Here is an 18,539-nt window from a genome sequence, read left to right on the forward strand (position 1 = left end):
ATATACTATATAACGTCCAAAAGAAAAGAGCCTGCTCATGCGCAAATACGCATGAAACAGACTCAGCTTTTCTTTGAATTAGAGACACATGGTCCTGCCTCCGTTATTTACCAAATACCAATGTAGTATTGGATGATCCGGCGTATTTCGTAACAAATTCACGTGCATACGCTGCGCTCTCCACCTGATAGCTGTAATTGGAGCTTGGTCTCCAATTCGTTTTTGGCGAAGTCGGGCTGTTCAAAGCAGGTGTACTGCCTGAATCTGTGAACTCTCCCTTGCCCTTGTCATCCAGAATGCCGCCTTTTTCGGCCCCTGCACCAAAATAGTTATTTTCCGAGTAAATCCGGGCCTTCTCCCCGATTGTGATTGCTTGATTGAAGTTGTTTGCATAATTGTTTTTGATATGGAAGTATCCGTAACGCATAAGTCCAGGGCCACGTACATACAGGTTTTCAAAATAGTTGTTGGACATCGTCACATGAGGTACGCCGTTGTAGCTGCTGTTGCCATCATTCGGGTGTCCCAGAATAATACCGTATTTGTGATTGGCAAATTTGGAATTGCTGATCGTAATATAATCGGCCCGGTCACCGATATACAAGAGCTTGTCCAGATCGCTGCCGCCAGAACTGTAGCTGTGGCCAGAGAAGGTCACATGGTCAATCCAATAGTTTGATCCGGAAGTGATGTACATCTGGATATCATCGTTCGCATTGATATTAGCTGAATGATTAAAAGTCAGGTTTTGAAAAATAACGTTGCTTGATCCTGATGTGGATCTGAAGTGAATGTTTGTTAATGTGTGATTGTTAAAAGAACCTACCAATGTTTTGTTGGAACCAAATTCAACTTTTTGCAAGCTGGAGGAAGAAATATTTTGTTCAACCACAACAATCTTGGCCGTGGAGCCCGCCATATGAGTTCTCAGATCATTCAGATTACTGACATACACCACTTGACCATTCCGACCGCCTGTTGTAGCCGCCTTGGATACACCATTCTCATTCTTGGCATTACCTGCAAAACCGGTCAGACCGTTCGTGCCTGTGTTCGGATAGCTGGCTGCACCATAAGTAGCAGGAGCCGCCGTGGACACGGTCAACAGCAATAATGTAACAGCGAGCAAAAGCAAAGAAAATTTCTTCAAAATATCACCATCCTTTGTAATTTGTCCCTTCAAACAACTCGATTATAGCTTGTAACCTGCACTGTGACAATAAAATTATTGCAAAAAGACAATAATCTTATCTTTTTTGCAACAGCAGTCAGATATAGTGAAAAATAAAAAGATGAGAGCTGTCACACTACACGCGTGAACGTCCCCCATCTTTTTTGTATTTATTTAATTTTGCTATGATTTACAGATTGCCTGTCACTTCAATGCCGTCAGCATGATCCAGAACCTTTCGAATCCAGACGATGAGTTTATCCAAAAATGCCTGCATATCCGGATCAGCGCTGTTCACCTGCTTCAAGTCCGCAACAATCGTATCCCACGTTTCTTTCACAATCGGATTGTTCCAGCAGGGATCAAAAGAAGCATGAATTTCTCCGCTCCACGGGTCTGTTAACGGAAAAACACGACTGATCGCTGGCCGTATATGCTCAAAATCTTCGTCATAAATAAACAGCATGTCCTCCTGCCGAACCTTGGACGTATCTTCATTCAAATATAAGGGGGAAAAGGTAAAGCCGATATTCCTCGCCGGGCCTTCATATCGGTACAGAAGTACCGGGATTTTGCTTTTGGATGCTCTCGCCACTAAAAAACTTCCCTTCCTGTGTTATTCATATACGGCATCACAATTCAAACCATTCGAATATATCAGGGTACTGACTTGTCACCTCCTGCATCTGCTGCATCCAGGCACGTCCTTCCTCACCCCAAATATGAAACAAGCAATAGAAGTAACGTTCACCGTCTCCCACTTCGTCCAGACCGCTCGCTTCCTCCAGCCTTACTTCCAAAGCGTTCGGCCAGGATGCATCGTCACGCAGAAGAACAAAACCATCAGTGTGGTGTTCGAGACTATACATGCTGCTGTACGTAAGTGAAGCTACCAAGCGCTCCATGATTTCAGGTAACCTGGCATGCTCCTGCGTTCGGATTCCATACTCCCACCCCATAGATGCGCACTCCCTTTCAAACGTTCAGGGGACAGCTCAGCTCATTTCATCCCACTCTTCTCTTCTCTTCTCTTCTCACGTTTCTCTGGTTCAATCCGTTTCCCTTCGCTCCACCGTACATCCACATTGCTGCAATTCATTCATCGCGGCTAACACGTCACGCTTCGGATTCAGTCTTCGAATCAAGTCGGCAGTGACTGGTGTATTATTATATATTTCAGTTACAGCAGTCAAAGACATCTCCTGAATATCGTAGTACCCTTCAGCCCAATCGATATAGCCCTCAGGTGTTGACTCGATATAACCTAACAGAAATTCAAACCCGCCGCTGGCATACACTTCTTCTTCTTCAGCCATGGCAAGCTCCATCCAGCTGCCTGCCTTCCAACCTGGAGCTCGTTCCTCCTGCCATAAACAAAATGTAATGTGCTCCCGATTCAGTGCATCCTCGTGCTCCCGTAAAACCTTCATGAAGCTCTCCGGCACCTCGTCGTACATTCCCGGATAAATCTCTCCATCTTCACGATTATGCGGGCTTAGGGGGGATTCGTGATCAAATCCTTTGATTAACGTGCCTGTATTCGCAAACAACACATGCAGATGATCTCCTGCACCGTTATCCACACTTCCCCAAGCCATATCCGGTTGGAATATATTAAAGTGATAGCGATGTACGCGAAGCCATGCCTCCTCAGACAGAATGATATCGAGTGCAGCCAATACCCGCATCCGCTCATGCAAAACAGGTGCATCTACCATCGCTGTACCTAACCAGTCCCGCATATACAATCCCCTTCCTGCAGTAATCTGTGTTATGTAAGCCAAGTTATCTGCTATATGCGAATCAGATCATCTAACCTGTTCTGCCCCTGAACACTTGGCGAAAGTGTAACCGAGATCTGCGTGTCCTTTTTGAACACAGCACAGGCATAATTCCCGGGCTTTAATTGCAAGAAGATCCCTTGGGACAACTCATCCGGTTCCAGCTCCCCGCCGCTTACATCATCTGCCGAGCCCAAATAAACGTTGCCCGAAGGAGCCTGAAAATAAAAGTGCATTCCTTGCTCCGACATGAGCGGCGCTTCCTGCACACGCCACTGCACTTCGTATAATCCATCATCCCCCAGATTCAGAAACAGACAGTTGCCTGCATTAACCTCCTGCAGTTCATCCTCAGGGATGGACCACCAGTCCGCTGTATCCTCCAGACGATGCTCCAATGCTGCCAGGTCATAGCAGCACAGCGTAGCTGTATCGGTATCCATATGAAAGTTTCCTTCCATGCTCATCCACCCTCTCTTCATTCCATTATAACTATCCGACAACACCCGTTAAATACAACTCTTGAACCATCTATGTCGCTGCACTCTTCATTTCTCGTTCAAAACTGTCGATATAACGATAACTGAATTTTTTTGAATTTGATGGAGGAATCTATGCCGATTAACAATAGGAAAGAACCTTTTCGCTATACTCTGAAGGAACCGATGTCCTTCGAAATTTATATTTTGAGCATTAACGGCATGGACGGTCCACCCAAGCCCATTCAGGCCGAATTGTGCGACATCAGCCGGTCCGGCTGCCAAATTGCTTTTCCGCTTTCTCTGCCTGTAGAAAATAACGATATACGCATCGCAATCAATCTCAAGCTGTCTGAGGATTTGTTGTATGTTGAAGGTACTCTCCGGTGGGGGATGGAAAAAAACACATTATGGCACTATGGCGTGCAACTTGAAGTCGAAAAGGAAACCCAGGACCGATGGTCCAAAGAGATGCGTATGCTGGCAGGTCAAGGTAAAATTGTAGTGAGATAAGAGACCATCATTTTTAGCTGCAAATTTTACTATATACATAACAATATATAGATTTTCAAATTTATAGTCTGTCTTTAAACCTAATTTGTACAAATACAAAAAAAGCAGCTGCTTCCCAGACATCATCTGAGAAAACAGCTGCTTTGTCGTTTTCAGGATAACAGCGATTGGAAGGTTATTCTGTCATCGAAGTGGATTGTGTAAAATCTTTAGTTCAACTTATATGGCTTTATGCTTTGGCAGTGAACAACAGCTCTTGCTCTTTCACCGCTGTACGACCAGCAGATTCGATGGATGCATACTGATGCATATTCGTGATAATGACTGGAGTAATCGTTGTGTAACCTGCTTTTTCGATCTCTTCGCGGTCAAACTCCATCAGCACATCCCCTACAGAAACCTTGGCTCCTGCCTGAACTTTTGGTGAGAAGAACTGACCTTTCAGCTTCACTGTATCAATTCCAATATGAATCAGCATCTCGGCTCCGGTATCACTAACCAGACCGATGGCATGTCCACTCTTCGACAGGGAGAACACAGTACCGTTAATCGGAGAAACAACACGGCCTTCCGTCGGTTGAATTGCAAAACCTTTACCCATAATTTCTTCCGAGAACGCAGGGTCAGGGACTTCGCTAAGCGGTCTGACTTCACCCGTGATCGGGCTGAATACTTGCTCATCTTGTGCTTTTGTTTCTTCTGTTACAATTGGAGCTGTCGTTGTGGCTGTGGTTGCAGTTTCTGTAGAAGCTGAAGTCGCAGCCGCTTGTGGCGCATTATTTTCCTCGAATCCCAAGATGTACGTAATTAATGCTGCAGAGGCGATCGCAATGAGACCACCGAGCACACCATATACCAATGTACTGATGGACGGACTGATAAATGCTGCAAGTCCCGGCAAACCTACAAGACCTGTCAGTACATATGCTTTAACCTTCACAATACCCATAAAGCCACCACCAATTGCCCCACCGATAAGTGCAGCAACAAACGGTTTTTTGTATCTCATATTAACACCATACATCGCTGGTTCAGTGATCCCCATAAATGCGGTCAGACCAGTGGAATAAGCCATAGATTTCGTTTGTCCATTTTTGGAACGAAGTCCTACACCAATCGCTCCACCCGCTTGAGCCCAGTTCGCTGCAAGCATCAAAGGAATAATAAAGTCATAACCTAATGTAGTCATGGAGCCTACAATGATTGGCAGCAAGGCATAGTGCATCCCTGTGATGATTAACAGTGACATTGTACCACCAATCAGAATACTTGCAAGGATGGATGCATTATCGAACAACCAAGCAATACCGCCAGACATACCATTACCGATAATGGAACCCAGAGGACCAATCGCGATCAATGTAAGTGGAACCATGATCAGCAAGGTAACCGTTGGTACGACAATGAGTTTTACCGATGAGTGGGTAATGCGGTCAACCGCTTTTTCCACATAAGAAGCAATCCAGATCGCAATAACAATCGGAATAACCGTTGAAGAATATGTTGCTGCGACGACTTTTATCCCCGCGAACGATGAGTTTCCTTCTGCCAGCAAAGCTGTAATGGTTGGGTGCATAATCCCGGCCGCAAGCGCCGCACCAATATACATATTGCTTCCCAATTTCTTAGCAGCACTGATTGCAAGAATAATTGGCAGGAAGTAGAATGCACCATCACCAATGGCAGATAAAATAGTGTAAGTCGAACTCTTATCTGACAGCCAGCCAAACGCCACAAGGATCGCCACGATCCCTTTGATCATACCAGCGCCGGTAATAGCCGGGAGGATTGGAGTAAATACGCCAGAGATGAAGTCAAACAGAGCACTTATCGGATTTTTCTTCGGTTTCGGGCCTGTAGAAGCCGCAGAAGATCCGACGTTTGCACCTTTGGACATGTTGCCTACCAGCGCATTGTAAACCTTCGGTACATCATTACCGATGATGACCTGAAACTGTCCACCATTTTCCATAACACCCATAACCCCAGGTGTGTTCTTTAATGTTTCTTTGTCTGCTTTTTTGTTGTCATTCAGGTTAAATCTGAGTCTTGTCATACAGTGGGTCACTTGATCAATGTTCTCTTCGCCACCAACAAGCTTCAGAATATCTTTGGACAATTGTTGTTTATCCATTGTGTTTTGCTCCTTTTATGTGTATTGAAAGGTTAAAAAAAACCTAAACACCGAATAATGATGCAAGCTTCAGAAGCTTATCATTAATCAACGTTTAGGTTTTGCCTTTTTTGCAGTAACAATCCCAAATTTATTCAATTGTTTGTTCATTTCGCACAACACGTTCAATGTGAATGGTGAGATACAGCACTTCTTCCTTCGACAAGACCCGATGATATATTTTGCGCGTATAATCGTTAATCTTGACGGCACATGCATGTGCTTCCGGATATTGCTTGCTCACCAGGTCATGTAGCGGGTTGTCCTCTTCCTTGTCCTCAATCGCCGTACCTTGCAGTACACGTTGAGCAAAAAACTTCAGATGGGTCAGGAATCGGTAATAGCTCAGTGAGTCTTCATCGAGTTCGATGACAAAGCTGCGCCGAACAATATTCAGAATATCCTTCACGATATTCATAATACTGATCGTTTCCCTCATCTCACCATTCATTTGGGCATTAACCAGATGCATGGCGATGAAGGCGCATTCGTCCTCGGGAAGCAGCACACCCAGCGTTTCTTCAATAATCTGCAATGCCTTGAGGCCAATCGCATATTCCTTGCGGTACATCCGCTTGATCTCCCAAAACAGCGCATTGCGAATCTGTAATCCTTGACGATGCCGATCAATGGCGAAATGAATATGATCGGTCAGTGAAATGTAGATGCTTTCATGAAGCTTCTCACCAAGTACCGTCTCGGCGTAACGGATAATTTCATCCGAGCACTCCACATATTCAACCGGAATATCGGACAGAAGTGTCTTCAATTTCTGGGATACTTCCTTGCTTTCGAGCGAAAATATTTTTTCGACTAGACTTTCGTCGATCAATTCACCAGTATGCTTTTTGAAGGCAATTCCGCGTCCCATAACGACCAGTTCATTACCTTCCGGGTCAATTACAGTAACCACATTGTTGTTGAGTACCTTCTCAATTTTCATTTTCTCCACATCACCTTGCACCGCCAAAGTAGTAAAAGGCAAAACCCAGACAGGTTACAATGTATACCTGCCTCTGGTTTTGCCTGATTGAACAGTAACAATCCAGTATTCAATAGCCTTAGGTCTATCTTACCATACAAGCTTGCAAATGACAACGTTTTTCTGAAAGCGGTTTATGCGTATCTGCGCATAATGAATGGCTCTCATCGAATGTTGTCATGAAAAGCTCTTATCGTAAGCGGTTTGGCTTTCAGACCATACTCGATTATTTTTGAAGACTTGCTCCATTGGTACTAATAACTTCCTTATACCAATGGAAGGACTTTTTCTTGTAACGCTCAAGTGAACCCGAACCGTCATTGTTGCGGTCAACATAGATGAATCCATACCGTTTCTTCATCTCTGCCGTTGATGCACTTACCAGGTCAATACATCCCCAGGACGTATACCCCATCACTTCTACACCATCTTCAAGAGCTTCCCCAACTTGTACCAGATGGTCATTCAAGTATTGAATGCGGTAGTCATCATTCACTGTTTTATTTCCGTTCTCATCCGTAATGAGCTCATCAACGGCACCCAAACCATTTTCGACAATAAACAACGGTTTCTGATAACGGTCCCAGTATTTATTGAGGGTTACACGCAGCCCCTGCGGATCAATCTGCCAGCCCCAATCACTTGCTTTCAAATACGGATTTGGCACACCTGCAAACAGGTTTCCCTTGCCTTCTTTACGTTTCTCGGGGTCACCCGTCTCGCAAATACTTACATAATAACTGAAGGAGATAAAGTCTACCGTATGTTTAAGAATTTCCGCGTCTCCGTCTTCAAACTTGATATTGATATTGTTAGCTTTGAAATAACGATTGATGTATTTCGGGTAATACCCGCGCGCATGAATATCGGCAAAAATATCATTTCTTTGCTCCGCATGCATAGCCGCAACCACATCATCCGGGTTAGGTGTGAGCGGATACGTTGGCATACTCAGCACCATACATCCGATTTTCGCTTCCGGCATAATTTCATGGCCCAGTTTAACGGCAAGCGCACTTGCTACTAATTCATGATGGATCGCTTGATACAGATCCTGCTTGGACAGTTTTTCTTTTGGCGTATAGATGCCCCCGCTCATGAAAGGCTCTTCCAAAATAGAGTTGATCTCGTTGAATGTGAGCCAATACTTCACTTTTCCTTTGAAACGATTAAAAAGCACAGTAACATAACGCTCATAAAACTCGATCATTTTGCGATTAACCCAGCCATCATAGGTTTTGGACAGATGCAATGGTGTCTCATAGTGAGAGATCGTTACGAGCGGCTCAATACCGTACTTATGACACTCGTCAAACAGATCATCATAAAACTGCAGACCCTTCTCGTTTGGCTCCAGCTCGTCACCTTTGGGAAAAATGCGAGACCAGGCAATCGATGTCCGGAACACCTTGAAGCCCATCTCGGCAAACAATTTAACGTCCTCTTTGTAGCGGTTATAAAAATCAATACCGATCAATTTCAAGTTATCTTCGGTAGGGCCTTCTGTTCTTGGTGTTGTAATACCATGCGGCATAACGTCCTGCACAGACAAACCTTTGCCATCAACATTATATGCTCCCTCAAGCTGGTTCGCCGCCACTGCGCCGCCCCACAGGAAATCCTTCGGAAATGGTGTTGTCATTTGAATTCATCCTCTCAACTTTGATTATCTATATAAATTGAACTAAGGATTTTACACAATCCACTCCGATGACAGAATAACCTTCCAATCGCTGTTATCCCCAGATTTTTTCTATACCCTTTTCCAAGGGAAAAATCCGGTGATAAAGGCGACCGCTCTGCTTTTTCAGGTTTTTTCTGTCCTCTCCGTTCAAGTGTAAATAAATAGTTCAACCTATATAGAATTTATCTTCTAACCGTACTTAACTTTACTTAGTCCCCACCTGCTCGAGACGCTCCATGATCCGCTCAAGCTGTACTCCCGTTACGGTTTGCATCGTATCAAATTTGCCTTTGCTCACTCCCGTCATAACACCTGCACGGGCGCTATTCTGAATTGCTTCATATGCCCAGTGTTTGCTGTTGACATCACCAAACACCAGTTTCACCGAATCTGCAGCAGGCTTCCAATTCTTATTAGCCAAGATATGGTCTACAATGACTGCCATCTGCGCACGTGTTACTTCATTCTCTGGAGCAAACAGTTGATTGCCGATTCCTTTCATTAGTCCTGCCTTGGTCACCTTCGCAATGGATTCAGCAGCCCAGTCGGGAGCGCTGTCCACATAAGGATAATCCTCAGTTCCTTCCGAAAGCTGCAGAGCATCAGCCAGAATCACAGCGATCTGTGCACGGGTTACTGCTTCAGATGGTTGTACACCATGCTCGGATGAACCCGTGCCCTGCTCTTCATTCGTTCCTTTATGAAGTTTGAACAAACTCGCGATTACCTCTTTGTTGTTGAACGCGGGTACCCAGGACCAGTGCTTCAAACCTCCGTACAATCTCTGGCTATCCATGTATGCATCATCATATAACGTTAAGTGTACCTGCTTCGCTCCCATCTCTGTCAAAGCCTGATAAGCAAGTGAGCTTGTGCGACTATCTGTTGTTGGATCATTTTGGGCATGCATAATCCACACAGGCACATTTACAATGCCTTTCAATTCTTTCTTGAACGCATCAACGGAGCCCGTATAATCCGCAACGGTATCTTTAGCTGCAACGATGATTGCTCCTGCAAACAGGTCAGGATACTGCATCAGAAAGCGGAATGCTCCACCGCCGCCACTGGATACACCAGACAGATAGATTCGGTCCGGGTCTACTTCACCTTCAGCAACAAGCTTTTGAATCAATTCATGCTGAGCTTCGAAGTAGGCCTGCATGATTGGCAGCTGCTCTGCATTGTTGTAAATTTTGAAGCTGTAATTCTCGGGATATTGCACCGCAAGCACAGAAGTATCATACCCCGATTCCGTCCAGACTACTGCACCGCGATTAGCAGTTAGATGATTGCGTCCGTCCGTTCCAACTTCGCCTCCCCCGTGAAGCCATACCATGAGCGGCTTAGCTTCTTTGGAAGGACTGCGTTTCAGGTTATAGGATAGCGTCACACCGTTGCTGGCTGTAAATTCTGCCTTTACAAACTCATCGACGGTACGTGTTTTCACCTGGTTTACACTTTTTGGATCAAAAGAAAGCTCTGGATATGTTTTGCTGGTTACGGCAAACTCGGATTTCAGACCTCCAGGATATTTGAAAGGTTTCACGGTCATGTGGATCGTATGATCCTTCATGGACAACGTGATGCCATCATCTTCATAGTTGTCTTGCACAATTTCTCCTGCAGCATTTAACGGATAACCGTCATAGTTTCCTGTAATATCAAAGTCCGACGCCTTCAGATTTTTGTATTTGTCCACGTCTGCAACCGTAATGTCAAAAGATTCGACCATTTCACCCGGATCACCAACAAACGTATTCGCCTGAATTTGCGTAACTTGTGCGCTTTCTGCACCTGTTGCCCCAGGCCAGATCATACTCAGACTTAGCGTTAATGCCAACATACAAGAAACATGTTTAACGCCTCTGTTCCACTTTTTCAAAAAGAACCCCTCCAGCTTATATGATGGTTGATTGCAAAGTAAAAAGCGGACAAGCGCCAACCAAAAGGGCTGTATGAAGCGAAAGCTCATATCACACTTTTAAGTCAGGTTTTGCCCGCTCCTGTGCGGTAACAATCCTAAGAATGTCATCACTGAATATCTCTATATTTCAGGTGTTTATTTCGGATGTGTATCTACTCACTCATGCACTCGATAAAGTGTCGTCCAGAGCGAAAGAATTACAGTTGCTCACCATTGCTCGCAATGACGTTTTTGTACCATTCAAATGAATCCTTTTTGGAGCGTGCCAGCGTTCCGTTGCCTTCATCGTCCAGATCCACATAGATGAAGCCATAACGCTTGGACATTTCGGAAGTCGACATACTCACGAGGTCAATCGGGCCCCATGCAGTAAAACCAATCAGCTCAACCCCATCTTTGATAGCCTCTTTCATCTGTTCGATGTGCTTTTTGAGGTAATCTACGCGGTATGAGTCATGGATGGATCCATCCTCTTCCACTTTGTCATACGCACCCAGACCATTCTCAACAATAAAGAGCGGCTTCTGATAACGGTCCCAGAAATTGTTCAACGTTACACGCAGACCGATCGGGTCAATCTCCCAACCCCAGTCGGAAGCTTCCAGATAAGGGTTTTTCACACCACCCGTCAGATTACCTGTAGTTTCAGCAGCGTCCGCAGAAGCCGATTTGGTCACGGACATGTAATAACTGAAAGAGATGAAGTCTACGGTGTTGTTAAGCAGAATCTCATCATCGCCTGCTTCTTTTTGAATAACAATGTTATTCTCGTCAAAATAACGCGCCATGTAGTTCGGGTATTTACCACGAGCGTGCATGTCCGTGAAGAAGAGGTTAAGCTGATTCTCATGCTGAGCCAGTTGAACATCAACCGGATTACAAGTCGCCGGATAGGTTTCCATTCGTGCAAGCATACAGCCCACCTGGGAGCCAGGGATAATCTCATGTGCAAGCTTCGTCACCATAGCACTTGCTACAAATTGATGATGCAGTGCTTGATACGTTGTTTGCAGCTTATTGTCTACTTTATCAATCAGAATGCCGCCGCCCGTGTACGGACTGAACACCATCACATTAATCTCATTAAATGTCAGCCAGTATTTCACTTTATCTTTGTAACGTTTAAATACGGTTTCTGCGTAACGAACATAGTGTCCGATCACTTCACGGCTTGCCCAGCCGTTATATTTTTGCGTCAAGCCAAGCGGAGTCTCATAGTGAGACAGTGTAACAAGCGGTTCAATACCGTATTTATGCAGCTCATCAAATACTTCATCATAGAACTTCAAGCCTGCTTCATTTGGCTCATGGTCATAACCGTTCGGGAAAATACGTGCCCAGTGAATGGACAAACGGAATACTTTGAAGCCCATTTCAGCAAACAGTGCGATATCTTCTCTGAAACGGTGGTAGAAATCAATACCAAAGCGTTTCGGGAAACGTTCTTCAATTTTGCCAGAGAGAATCTCTTCGATTCGGGAAGAGGAAATTTCCATGGCATGTCCACCCGTACGCTTTTCTTTTGGCACATGAGCGATCATGTCCGCTGTGGATAGACCTTTACCGTCCTTATCGAATGCGCCCTCCAGTTGGTTCGCAGCTGTAGCACCGCCCCACAGGAAGTTTTCAGGGAATCCTTTTTTTGCCGTGGTCATCATAACAACCTCTTTTCGAAATATTTTTTGGTCTTTCATCGTTCAAGAGCAGCTCGAAAACAGAGCAGAAAACAAGAAAAACCTAAACTCAGGGTAAAATGGCACCAGAAAAAAAGGGCCTACATTTCACCATCAGTTTAGGTTTTGCCTGTCTTCACAGTTACAATCCATCAAAAGATGTTATAACATATTCTGTTGTTTTGCTCTTGTGATGTAAGCGTAACACATTTATTTTGTAAAATCAAATTCATCAAAACGAGCCGCTTCAGACCGCATTTAATCTCATCTAACAAGCAATATTAACGCGGCATTTGCATAATCGCTGCCCTTAGCGCATTAGCTCCTTCTACCGTTTCCAGATAACTTGCAGGACTTTGGTCCCCTAGAGCCGGAACCTTCTTATCCATCCACTTGAACGCATAGTCCCCCATTTCACATAAGAGCACCTTGCTTATATCATCCGGAATTCCTTTTATTCGTGCGTTTTCTTTCCATTCGTTCGGCACCCGGGTATACCATTCGTCAAACAGCTGAGCGAAGGAGTCCCAATGCTCCTGTCTAAATGCAGATGAACAAGTATCTTTCATACTCATGTAACATTCCTGCCTTTCTTAGGAGATGTGCCCCTCAGGTCCTATCTCTCATAATTCAGCCTAAAGCTCCTTGTAGCCATTATTCTAAAAGTTACACTTAATTTTAAATGATCTTCAGGCCAAAGAACAACCAGGAAGGAATGAAATGATTATGTCACATGAAGAAAATACCTCCGGCTGGGATGCGATTGACCAGGCGATGCAGCAACTATATGGAGAACAAGAGCCTAAACATTACGGCACAGCAATCCCCTATATGCTTGGCGGGCCTGATCCCCTGGATGGCATTAGCGCCTACGCGGTCGATACACCGATGCCGCACTGGCATTTTGTTACGTATGGCTTCTCGGAACTCTATGACAAAGAAGCTGAGGATACGTCTCGCAGTGGATATGGATTCGAGCTGACGTTTCGTCTGACACGCACAGAGGATGAAACGGAGCCCCCGGCATGGGCACTAAATCTGCTGCAGAACATGGGACGATATGTGTTTAATAGCGGCAATCTGTTCCAGCCTGGTGATTATCTTGATGCTAATGGTCCCATCTGTCTGAACTCCGATACACTGCTGACTGCACTTGCCTTCGTAGCAGACCCGGATTTGCCTGAACGGATGACACCTAACGGCGCAGTGCAATTCATTCAAATGGTCGGCATAACCTGTCGGGAACTGGAGATGATCCAGAGCTGGAATACCCGTGGTTTTCTGGCTGCCTGTGAGAGCTACATGCCCAAGTATGTCACGGATTTGATGAGAAACTCCTACGCAGATATTCCTTCCGTGATCCAGGCTACGGAGCGAGGCATTGAGGTGGACGGTTCAAGCACAGCCTTTTTATTCATACAACAACTAAGCTGGGAGCCCGCACGCAAAAAACTGTTACAGAAAAATGTGCCTGCCAAGCTTGTGTTGGGCGCCCAGCAGGCCACACTTCTGAGCAGCATTCTCCGCAGTCGAATCGCCAAAAAAGCGACCTTGTCCCTGATTGGACCTGAGATCAATATCGTCTTTGAAGCCGGGGACCAGCCATCTGTTGTGGAAACCGAACGAGAAGTGAGGCTGACTGTAAATCAGCAGGCCGTCGATGAGCTTGCAGGTCAGCTTCGTCCCCAGGCCAGTTTCTTTGAGCTTCCTTCGCTGGACAAGCTTCAGATCGAAATTGTACCAACACAGATTAAGGATCAGGAAGGCAACGTGATTAAAACGATAGGATAACCAATCGTTCAATTAATATAATTTAATTGTTGTTTCAAGAACTCGTTAATTGTCTTATTGATAGGAGAACACTGCCGTCAATATTCACCCGCACTATACAAAGAGAAAATCACACACATCTTTTCAGGAGGGCTTTTATGTCTATTATGAAAAAAACATCTTTATTCGCTATGCTCATTATGGTAATGCTTGTGGCTGCTGCTTGTGGAGACAAGGCAGATAACAATGCAAAATCCAACGATTCCACTGCAGCAGAATCAACGACTGCAGGCACCGATGACGCTGCATCCAAAAGCGATGACACGGACAAAACAAGCGAAACTGGTACTGACAGTACCAACACTTCCAGCGAAGAGAACAATGCATCCGACGATACGTCAAAAGTAGAGCTGGGCACAACTCAGAAAGGTTCTTACACCAATGATTATTTCGGCGTATCCTTGAAATTCCCTGAAGCTTGGCAGTTCCAGGATGCAGAGGGCATGAATGAGCTGACTAGTGCTACTTCCGAAGTGATTGCTGGTGATGATGCAACGAAGAAAAAACAGATCGAGCTGTCTCAAGCCAAAACGCTGAATTTGCTTATGGCATCACAATACCCGCTCGATGGCAGCAAGGTCGGCCCTTCCGCGATGGCTATTGCCGAGAAAGTCAGCTTGCTGCAAGGCATTCTTACAGGGAAAGACTATCTGAAAGCCACCAAGAAGTTCATGGAGGATAGCAACTTTCCTTATGAATACAAAGACTTCACAACGGAAACCATCGGAGGTAAAAAGATGGATCTGATGCAGATTACGATGGATGCAGGCGACGGAACAACGATTACCCAGGATTATTACAGCACCATCATTGAGGGATATGCGTTTAACTTTATTTTCACGTACATGGATGAACAAACCAAATCCGAGATCGACAACATTAAAAAGTCGGTTCAATTCAAATAAAAACAAGCCCCGGCGAATGATGCAAACCGATCACGCCGGGGCTCCTTGTTTTTTTTGTACAATAACACTCACTTAACCTGACAAGGCTACCCAATGTCCTTCTTTCACCTCAACCCATCGGGAATGCTCCAGATGATATCGGTCTCCTGTGTCCAAACCTTCCTTGTCTTGCTCCCCTGCAGCAACACGTGGTTTATTTTTCTCTACGGCCGGATCAGGAACCGGTATAGCTGACAACAACGCTTTGGTATACGGGTGCTGCGGATTGGTGTACAGCTCTTCACTCTCGGCCAGCTCTACAATTTTGCCGTTATACATCACTGCAACACGATCACTGATATGTTTCACCATCGACAGATCATGTGCAATAAACAGATACGTCAGTCCCAGACGCTGCTGCAGCTCTTCAAGTAACTGCACAATTTGCGCCTGAATGGAGACATCCAGTGCCGACAACGGCTCGTCGCAGACAATAAACTCCGGCTCCACGGCCAGAGCTCTCGCAATACCGATTCGCTGGCGCTGTCCCCCCGAGAACTCATGCGGGTATCGCTGTGCGTGGGATGGATCAAGACCCACCATGTCCAGCAGCTCCTCCACCCGTTTTTGCCGTTGCTGGCCAGTGCCCGCAAGCTGATGAATATCCAGGGCCTCGCCGATGATATCCATAATTCTCATTTTAGGATTAAGGGAAGCATACGGGTCCTGGAAAATAATCTGCATGTGTCTTCGCATCGTTTTCATCTCGGCAGGCGTGAGGCGCTGCAGCGGAATGCCTTTGAAGAGCACATCTCCTCCTGTCGGCTCATGCAAACGCAAAATCGCTCGCCCCGTGGTTGATTTCCCACTGCCTGATTCACCTACAACACCCAGCGTCTCCCCTTGACGGATATGAAAGCTGATATCATTCACGGCTTTTAATGTATTGCCTTTGCCGAGATTGAAATATTGTTTAAGGGATTTGACTTCCAATAAGGGCTGGGCGTCATGTACTTCTTGTTGAACCAGAGAAGCCGGTTTCGGCTTTTTCTTCTCGTCCAGACGCGGCAGCGCGTTCAGCAAACGGATCGTATACGGATGCTTCGGATTAGCAAATATCTGCTCCGTGGTTCCCGTCTCGACAATCTCTCCTTCTTTCATCACGACAACACGGTCACACATGCCCGCAACGACACCCAGATCATGTGTAATGAGAATAATGGATGTGCCAAGCTGATCCTGCATATCCTTCATCAGATTCAGGATTTGTGCCTGAATGGTCACATCCAGAGCCGTTGTCGGTTCATCCGCAATCAGTAATTCAGGGCGACATGCAAGAGCAATACCAATCATTACCCGCTGACGCATGCCCCCGGAAAATTCATGCGGGTATTGGTTGTAGCGTATAGCGCTTTGTTTGATGCCAACCCGTTCCATCATGGCAATGGCCTGCTTTTTGGCTTCCCTTTTGGATAGCTTTTGATGTTTGATCAGGCTCTCCGAGATCTGTTGACCCACCTTGATAGTCGGATTAAGCGAGCTCATCGGGTCCTGGAAGATCATGCCGATGTCGCGGCCGCGAATGTGTTCCATTTCCTTTTGTGATTTCCCGGCAAGGTCAACACCTTTAAACCAAATTTCACCCGACTTCATCTGTGAAGGAGGCGAGGCAAGCAGTCGCATAATGGAACGTGCGGTTACACTTTTACCGCTACCCGATTCCCCGACAATGCCTAACGTTTCCCCTTTTCGAAGTTCAAAGCTTACCTGCTTGACCGCCTGAAATTCACTCTCTCCTGTGTAAAAAGAGACCGACAAATCATTCACTCGAAGTAAAGTCTCCACGTGTACACCCTTCCTTTCCTGCATTCGATCAGTTTATATGTATACAATTCCATACCTTGACATTTAAACATACCCTACCTAATATATACTATATTGATCGGAATAATGCAATTAACCTTCGGTGAAAGGAGGTATTATCGTTTGACTGATGGAGTACAAAGCCAAAGCACCTCACGTTTGGCAGCACATCTGAGCTTCATTTATGGCAAAATGCTGCTTCATCCCGTGTACCGATATGTACTGCTGATTTTGGGGTTACCGATAAATCTGATTATTTATCTGCTCTGGCGCTCTGATCGAAAGCAGGATCAATGGGACGCTGTCAGACAGCAGATCGAACAGGAACTGCGAAGCACTTCCTACCTTGAGGTCAAGCGGTTGGAGCTTGAAGAGCAATTAAGACGAAAGCATCGGTTCTTCAAACAGGAGGTCAGTGAGGCAGCGTTCAATCAGCAGCTTCACAGCTGGCTTGAGGAAACACTTCAGAAGGAACTGCAGGAACGAACAGAGCGCGAATTGGAGAAGCAGGGGCGATACCGCCTGGAAATGCATGATACATTTGGTCAGTGGATTGCCAAGCCCTGGTTTTTGACTTTGTCTATCCTTCCAGGCTGTCCCATGTACCTCATCCTGTTCCTGTATGGGAATGCGTATCTCAAGTACATATTTGAAAGAGTGCTCATGACAATCTTTGTCATTCTGGGTGTAGCCACACTTGTATTTACGATTTTGTACCTGTCTCCGTTTAATCCGGCAGCCAACATTCTTGGCGTGACGGCGACTCAGGAGCAGATTGCAGCCTTTAATCATGTATATGGTCTCGATCAGCCTTATCTGACACAGCTGTGGAACAACATCAAAGGTGTCGCCACGTTTGATCTCGGCAAATCTTTTGCGGGAAATGAAAATGTAACAGCCACGATTGCCCGGAAGTTTCCCATCACACTGACTCTTGCCGTGATCTCGCTGCTGCTGGCACTGGTTATTGCTTTACCTATCGGAATTATATCGGCGATCAGGCCTAATTCCTGGTTTGACTACACGTTTATGTTCATCGCGCTGATCGGATTGTCGATTCCGAACTTCTGGCAGGGACTTATCTTCATCATGAATTTCTCGATTAAAATGCAATGGCTTCCCGCCACCTTCAATCCGCAGAACTGGCTGTCCATGATTATGCCGGTCATTGTGCTTGGTACAGGACTCACGGCTGCGGTGGCCCGAATGACCCGCTCCTCCACGCTGGAGGTCATTCATGAGGATTATGTCATGACTGCTCGGGCCAAAGGGTTAAGTGAACGTCAAGTCATGCTGAAACATGCGGTACGCAACGCACTGATTCCGATTATTACGGTCGTGGGGCTTCAATTCGGAGCTATGCTGGGCGGGGCCGCGGTAACAGAAAAGGTATTCAACATTAGCGGACTCGGCAGCTATATTGTAGATAAACAATTCATTCCTGATATTCCGAGTATTATGGGCGGAGTTATCTACACAGCAATCACGATCTCTATTGTGAACGTTGTAGTTGACCTGTTTTACGCGTTTATTGATCCAAGGGTCCGCTCCAAAATGAAACAATATTAAAGCAGGTGTA

Annotated in this window: 16 protein-coding genes; 4 read left to right on the forward strand and 12 right to left on the reverse strand. The window is 45.6% G+C overall.

Features of this window, described 5'->3' with window-relative positions; genetic code table 11:
* Positions 1-103: 103 nt before the first annotated feature.
* The 5 genes from IEW26_RS04875 to IEW26_RS04895 all read right to left on the reverse strand — a co-directional run bounded on the left by IEW26_RS04875 (position 104) and on the right by IEW26_RS04895 (position 3,413).
* A complete protein-coding gene (locus tag IEW26_RS04875; protein WP_145406237.1) occupies positions 104-1,150 on the reverse strand; it encodes a pectate lyase family protein in 1,047 nt (348 codons plus the stop codon).
* Positions 1,151-1,361: 211 nt separating this feature from the next.
* Positions 1,362-1,766 (reverse strand): hypothetical protein, encoded by a 405-nt coding sequence (locus IEW26_RS04880; protein ID WP_145406236.1) that lies wholly within the window; start codon positions 1,764-1,766, stop codon positions 1,362-1,364.
* Positions 1,767-1,803: 37 nt separating this feature from the next.
* Positions 1,804-2,130: a hypothetical protein gene (locus tag IEW26_RS04885; protein WP_188591464.1), complete on the reverse strand. Its 327-nt coding sequence runs from the start codon at positions 2,128-2,130 to the stop codon at positions 1,804-1,806.
* 90 nt (positions 2,131-2,220) lie between these two features.
* Positions 2,221-2,913, reverse strand: coding sequence for a hypothetical protein (locus IEW26_RS04890; RefSeq protein WP_229729656.1), 693 nt, complete (start codon positions 2,911-2,913; stop codon positions 2,221-2,223).
* 50 nt (positions 2,914-2,963) lie between these two features.
* Positions 2,964-3,413, reverse strand: coding sequence for a DUF6386 family protein (locus IEW26_RS04895; RefSeq protein WP_188591466.1), 450 nt, complete (start codon positions 3,411-3,413; stop codon positions 2,964-2,966).
* 153 nt (positions 3,414-3,566) lie between these two features.
* Here IEW26_RS04895 and IEW26_RS04900 point away from each other — a divergent pair, with 153 nt between their 5' ends.
* Positions 3,567-3,944: a PilZ domain-containing protein gene (locus IEW26_RS04900; protein ID WP_188591467.1), complete on the forward strand. Its 378-nt coding sequence runs from the start codon at positions 3,567-3,569 to the stop codon at positions 3,942-3,944.
* A gap of 229 nt (positions 3,945-4,173) precedes the next feature.
* Here the strand turns inward: IEW26_RS04900 and IEW26_RS04905 are convergent, their stop codons facing one another.
* The 6 genes from IEW26_RS04905 to IEW26_RS04930 form a co-directional block, all read right to left on the reverse strand.
* A complete protein-coding gene (locus IEW26_RS04905; RefSeq protein WP_188591468.1) occupies positions 4,174-6,078 on the reverse strand; it encodes a beta-glucoside-specific PTS transporter subunit IIABC in 1,905 nt (634 codons plus the stop codon).
* A gap of 130 nt (positions 6,079-6,208) precedes the next feature.
* The gene (licT, locus tag IEW26_RS04910; RefSeq protein ID WP_111272041.1) at positions 6,209-7,060 is read right to left on the reverse strand and encodes a BglG family transcription antiterminator LicT; all 852 of its coding nucleotides are present in this window, start codon (positions 7,058-7,060) and stop codon (positions 6,209-6,211) included.
* Between the two features lie 265 nt (positions 7,061-7,325).
* Positions 7,326-8,741 carry a glycoside hydrolase family 1 protein gene (locus tag IEW26_RS04915; RefSeq protein WP_188591469.1) on the reverse strand — a complete coding sequence of 472 codons (1,416 nt, stop codon included), beginning with the start codon at positions 8,739-8,741 and terminating at the stop codon, positions 7,326-7,328.
* Between the two features lie 247 nt (positions 8,742-8,988).
* Entirely contained in the window at positions 8,989-10,668 is a 1,680-nt protein-coding gene (locus tag IEW26_RS04920; RefSeq protein ID WP_188591470.1) for an S-layer homology domain-containing protein, read from the reverse strand.
* 239 nt (positions 10,669-10,907) lie between these two features.
* The gene (locus IEW26_RS04925; RefSeq protein ID WP_188591471.1) at positions 10,908-12,365 is read right to left on the reverse strand and encodes a glycoside hydrolase family 1 protein; all 1,458 of its coding nucleotides are present in this window, start codon (positions 12,363-12,365) and stop codon (positions 10,908-10,910) included.
* A 299-nt stretch (positions 12,366-12,664) separates the two neighbouring features.
* Positions 12,665-12,958, reverse strand: a complete 294-nt coding sequence (locus tag IEW26_RS04930) for an MbcA/ParS/Xre antitoxin family protein (RefSeq protein ID WP_188591472.1) — start codon at positions 12,956-12,958, stop codon at positions 12,665-12,667.
* A 151-nt stretch (positions 12,959-13,109) separates the two neighbouring features.
* Here IEW26_RS04930 and IEW26_RS04935 point away from each other — a divergent pair, with 151 nt between their 5' ends.
* Positions 13,110-14,174: a suppressor of fused domain protein gene (locus IEW26_RS04935; RefSeq protein WP_188591689.1), complete on the forward strand. Its 1,065-nt coding sequence runs from the start codon at positions 13,110-13,112 to the stop codon at positions 14,172-14,174.
* A gap of 137 nt (positions 14,175-14,311) precedes the next feature.
* Positions 14,312-15,118 carry a hypothetical protein gene (locus IEW26_RS04940; RefSeq protein ID WP_188591473.1) on the forward strand — a complete coding sequence of 269 codons (807 nt, stop codon included), beginning with the start codon at positions 14,312-14,314 and terminating at the stop codon, positions 15,116-15,118.
* 72 nt (positions 15,119-15,190) lie between these two features.
* Here IEW26_RS04940 and IEW26_RS04945 read toward each other — a convergent pair whose 3' ends face one another.
* A complete protein-coding gene (locus IEW26_RS04945; RefSeq protein ID WP_188591474.1) occupies positions 15,191-16,942 on the reverse strand; it encodes an ABC transporter ATP-binding protein in 1,752 nt (583 codons plus the stop codon).
* Between the two features lie 141 nt (positions 16,943-17,083).
* On the opposite strand from IEW26_RS04945, the gene IEW26_RS04950 reads away from it, so the two are divergent.
* The gene (locus IEW26_RS04950; RefSeq protein ID WP_444543960.1) at positions 17,084-18,529 is read left to right on the forward strand and encodes an ABC transporter permease; all 1,446 of its coding nucleotides are present in this window, start codon (positions 17,084-17,086) and stop codon (positions 18,527-18,529) included.
* Positions 18,530-18,539 lie beyond the last annotated feature (10 nt).

This window comes from Paenibacillus silvae (assembly GCF_014639235.1).
Lineage (GTDB): Bacteria > Bacillota > Bacilli > Paenibacillales > Paenibacillaceae > Paenibacillus > Paenibacillus silvae.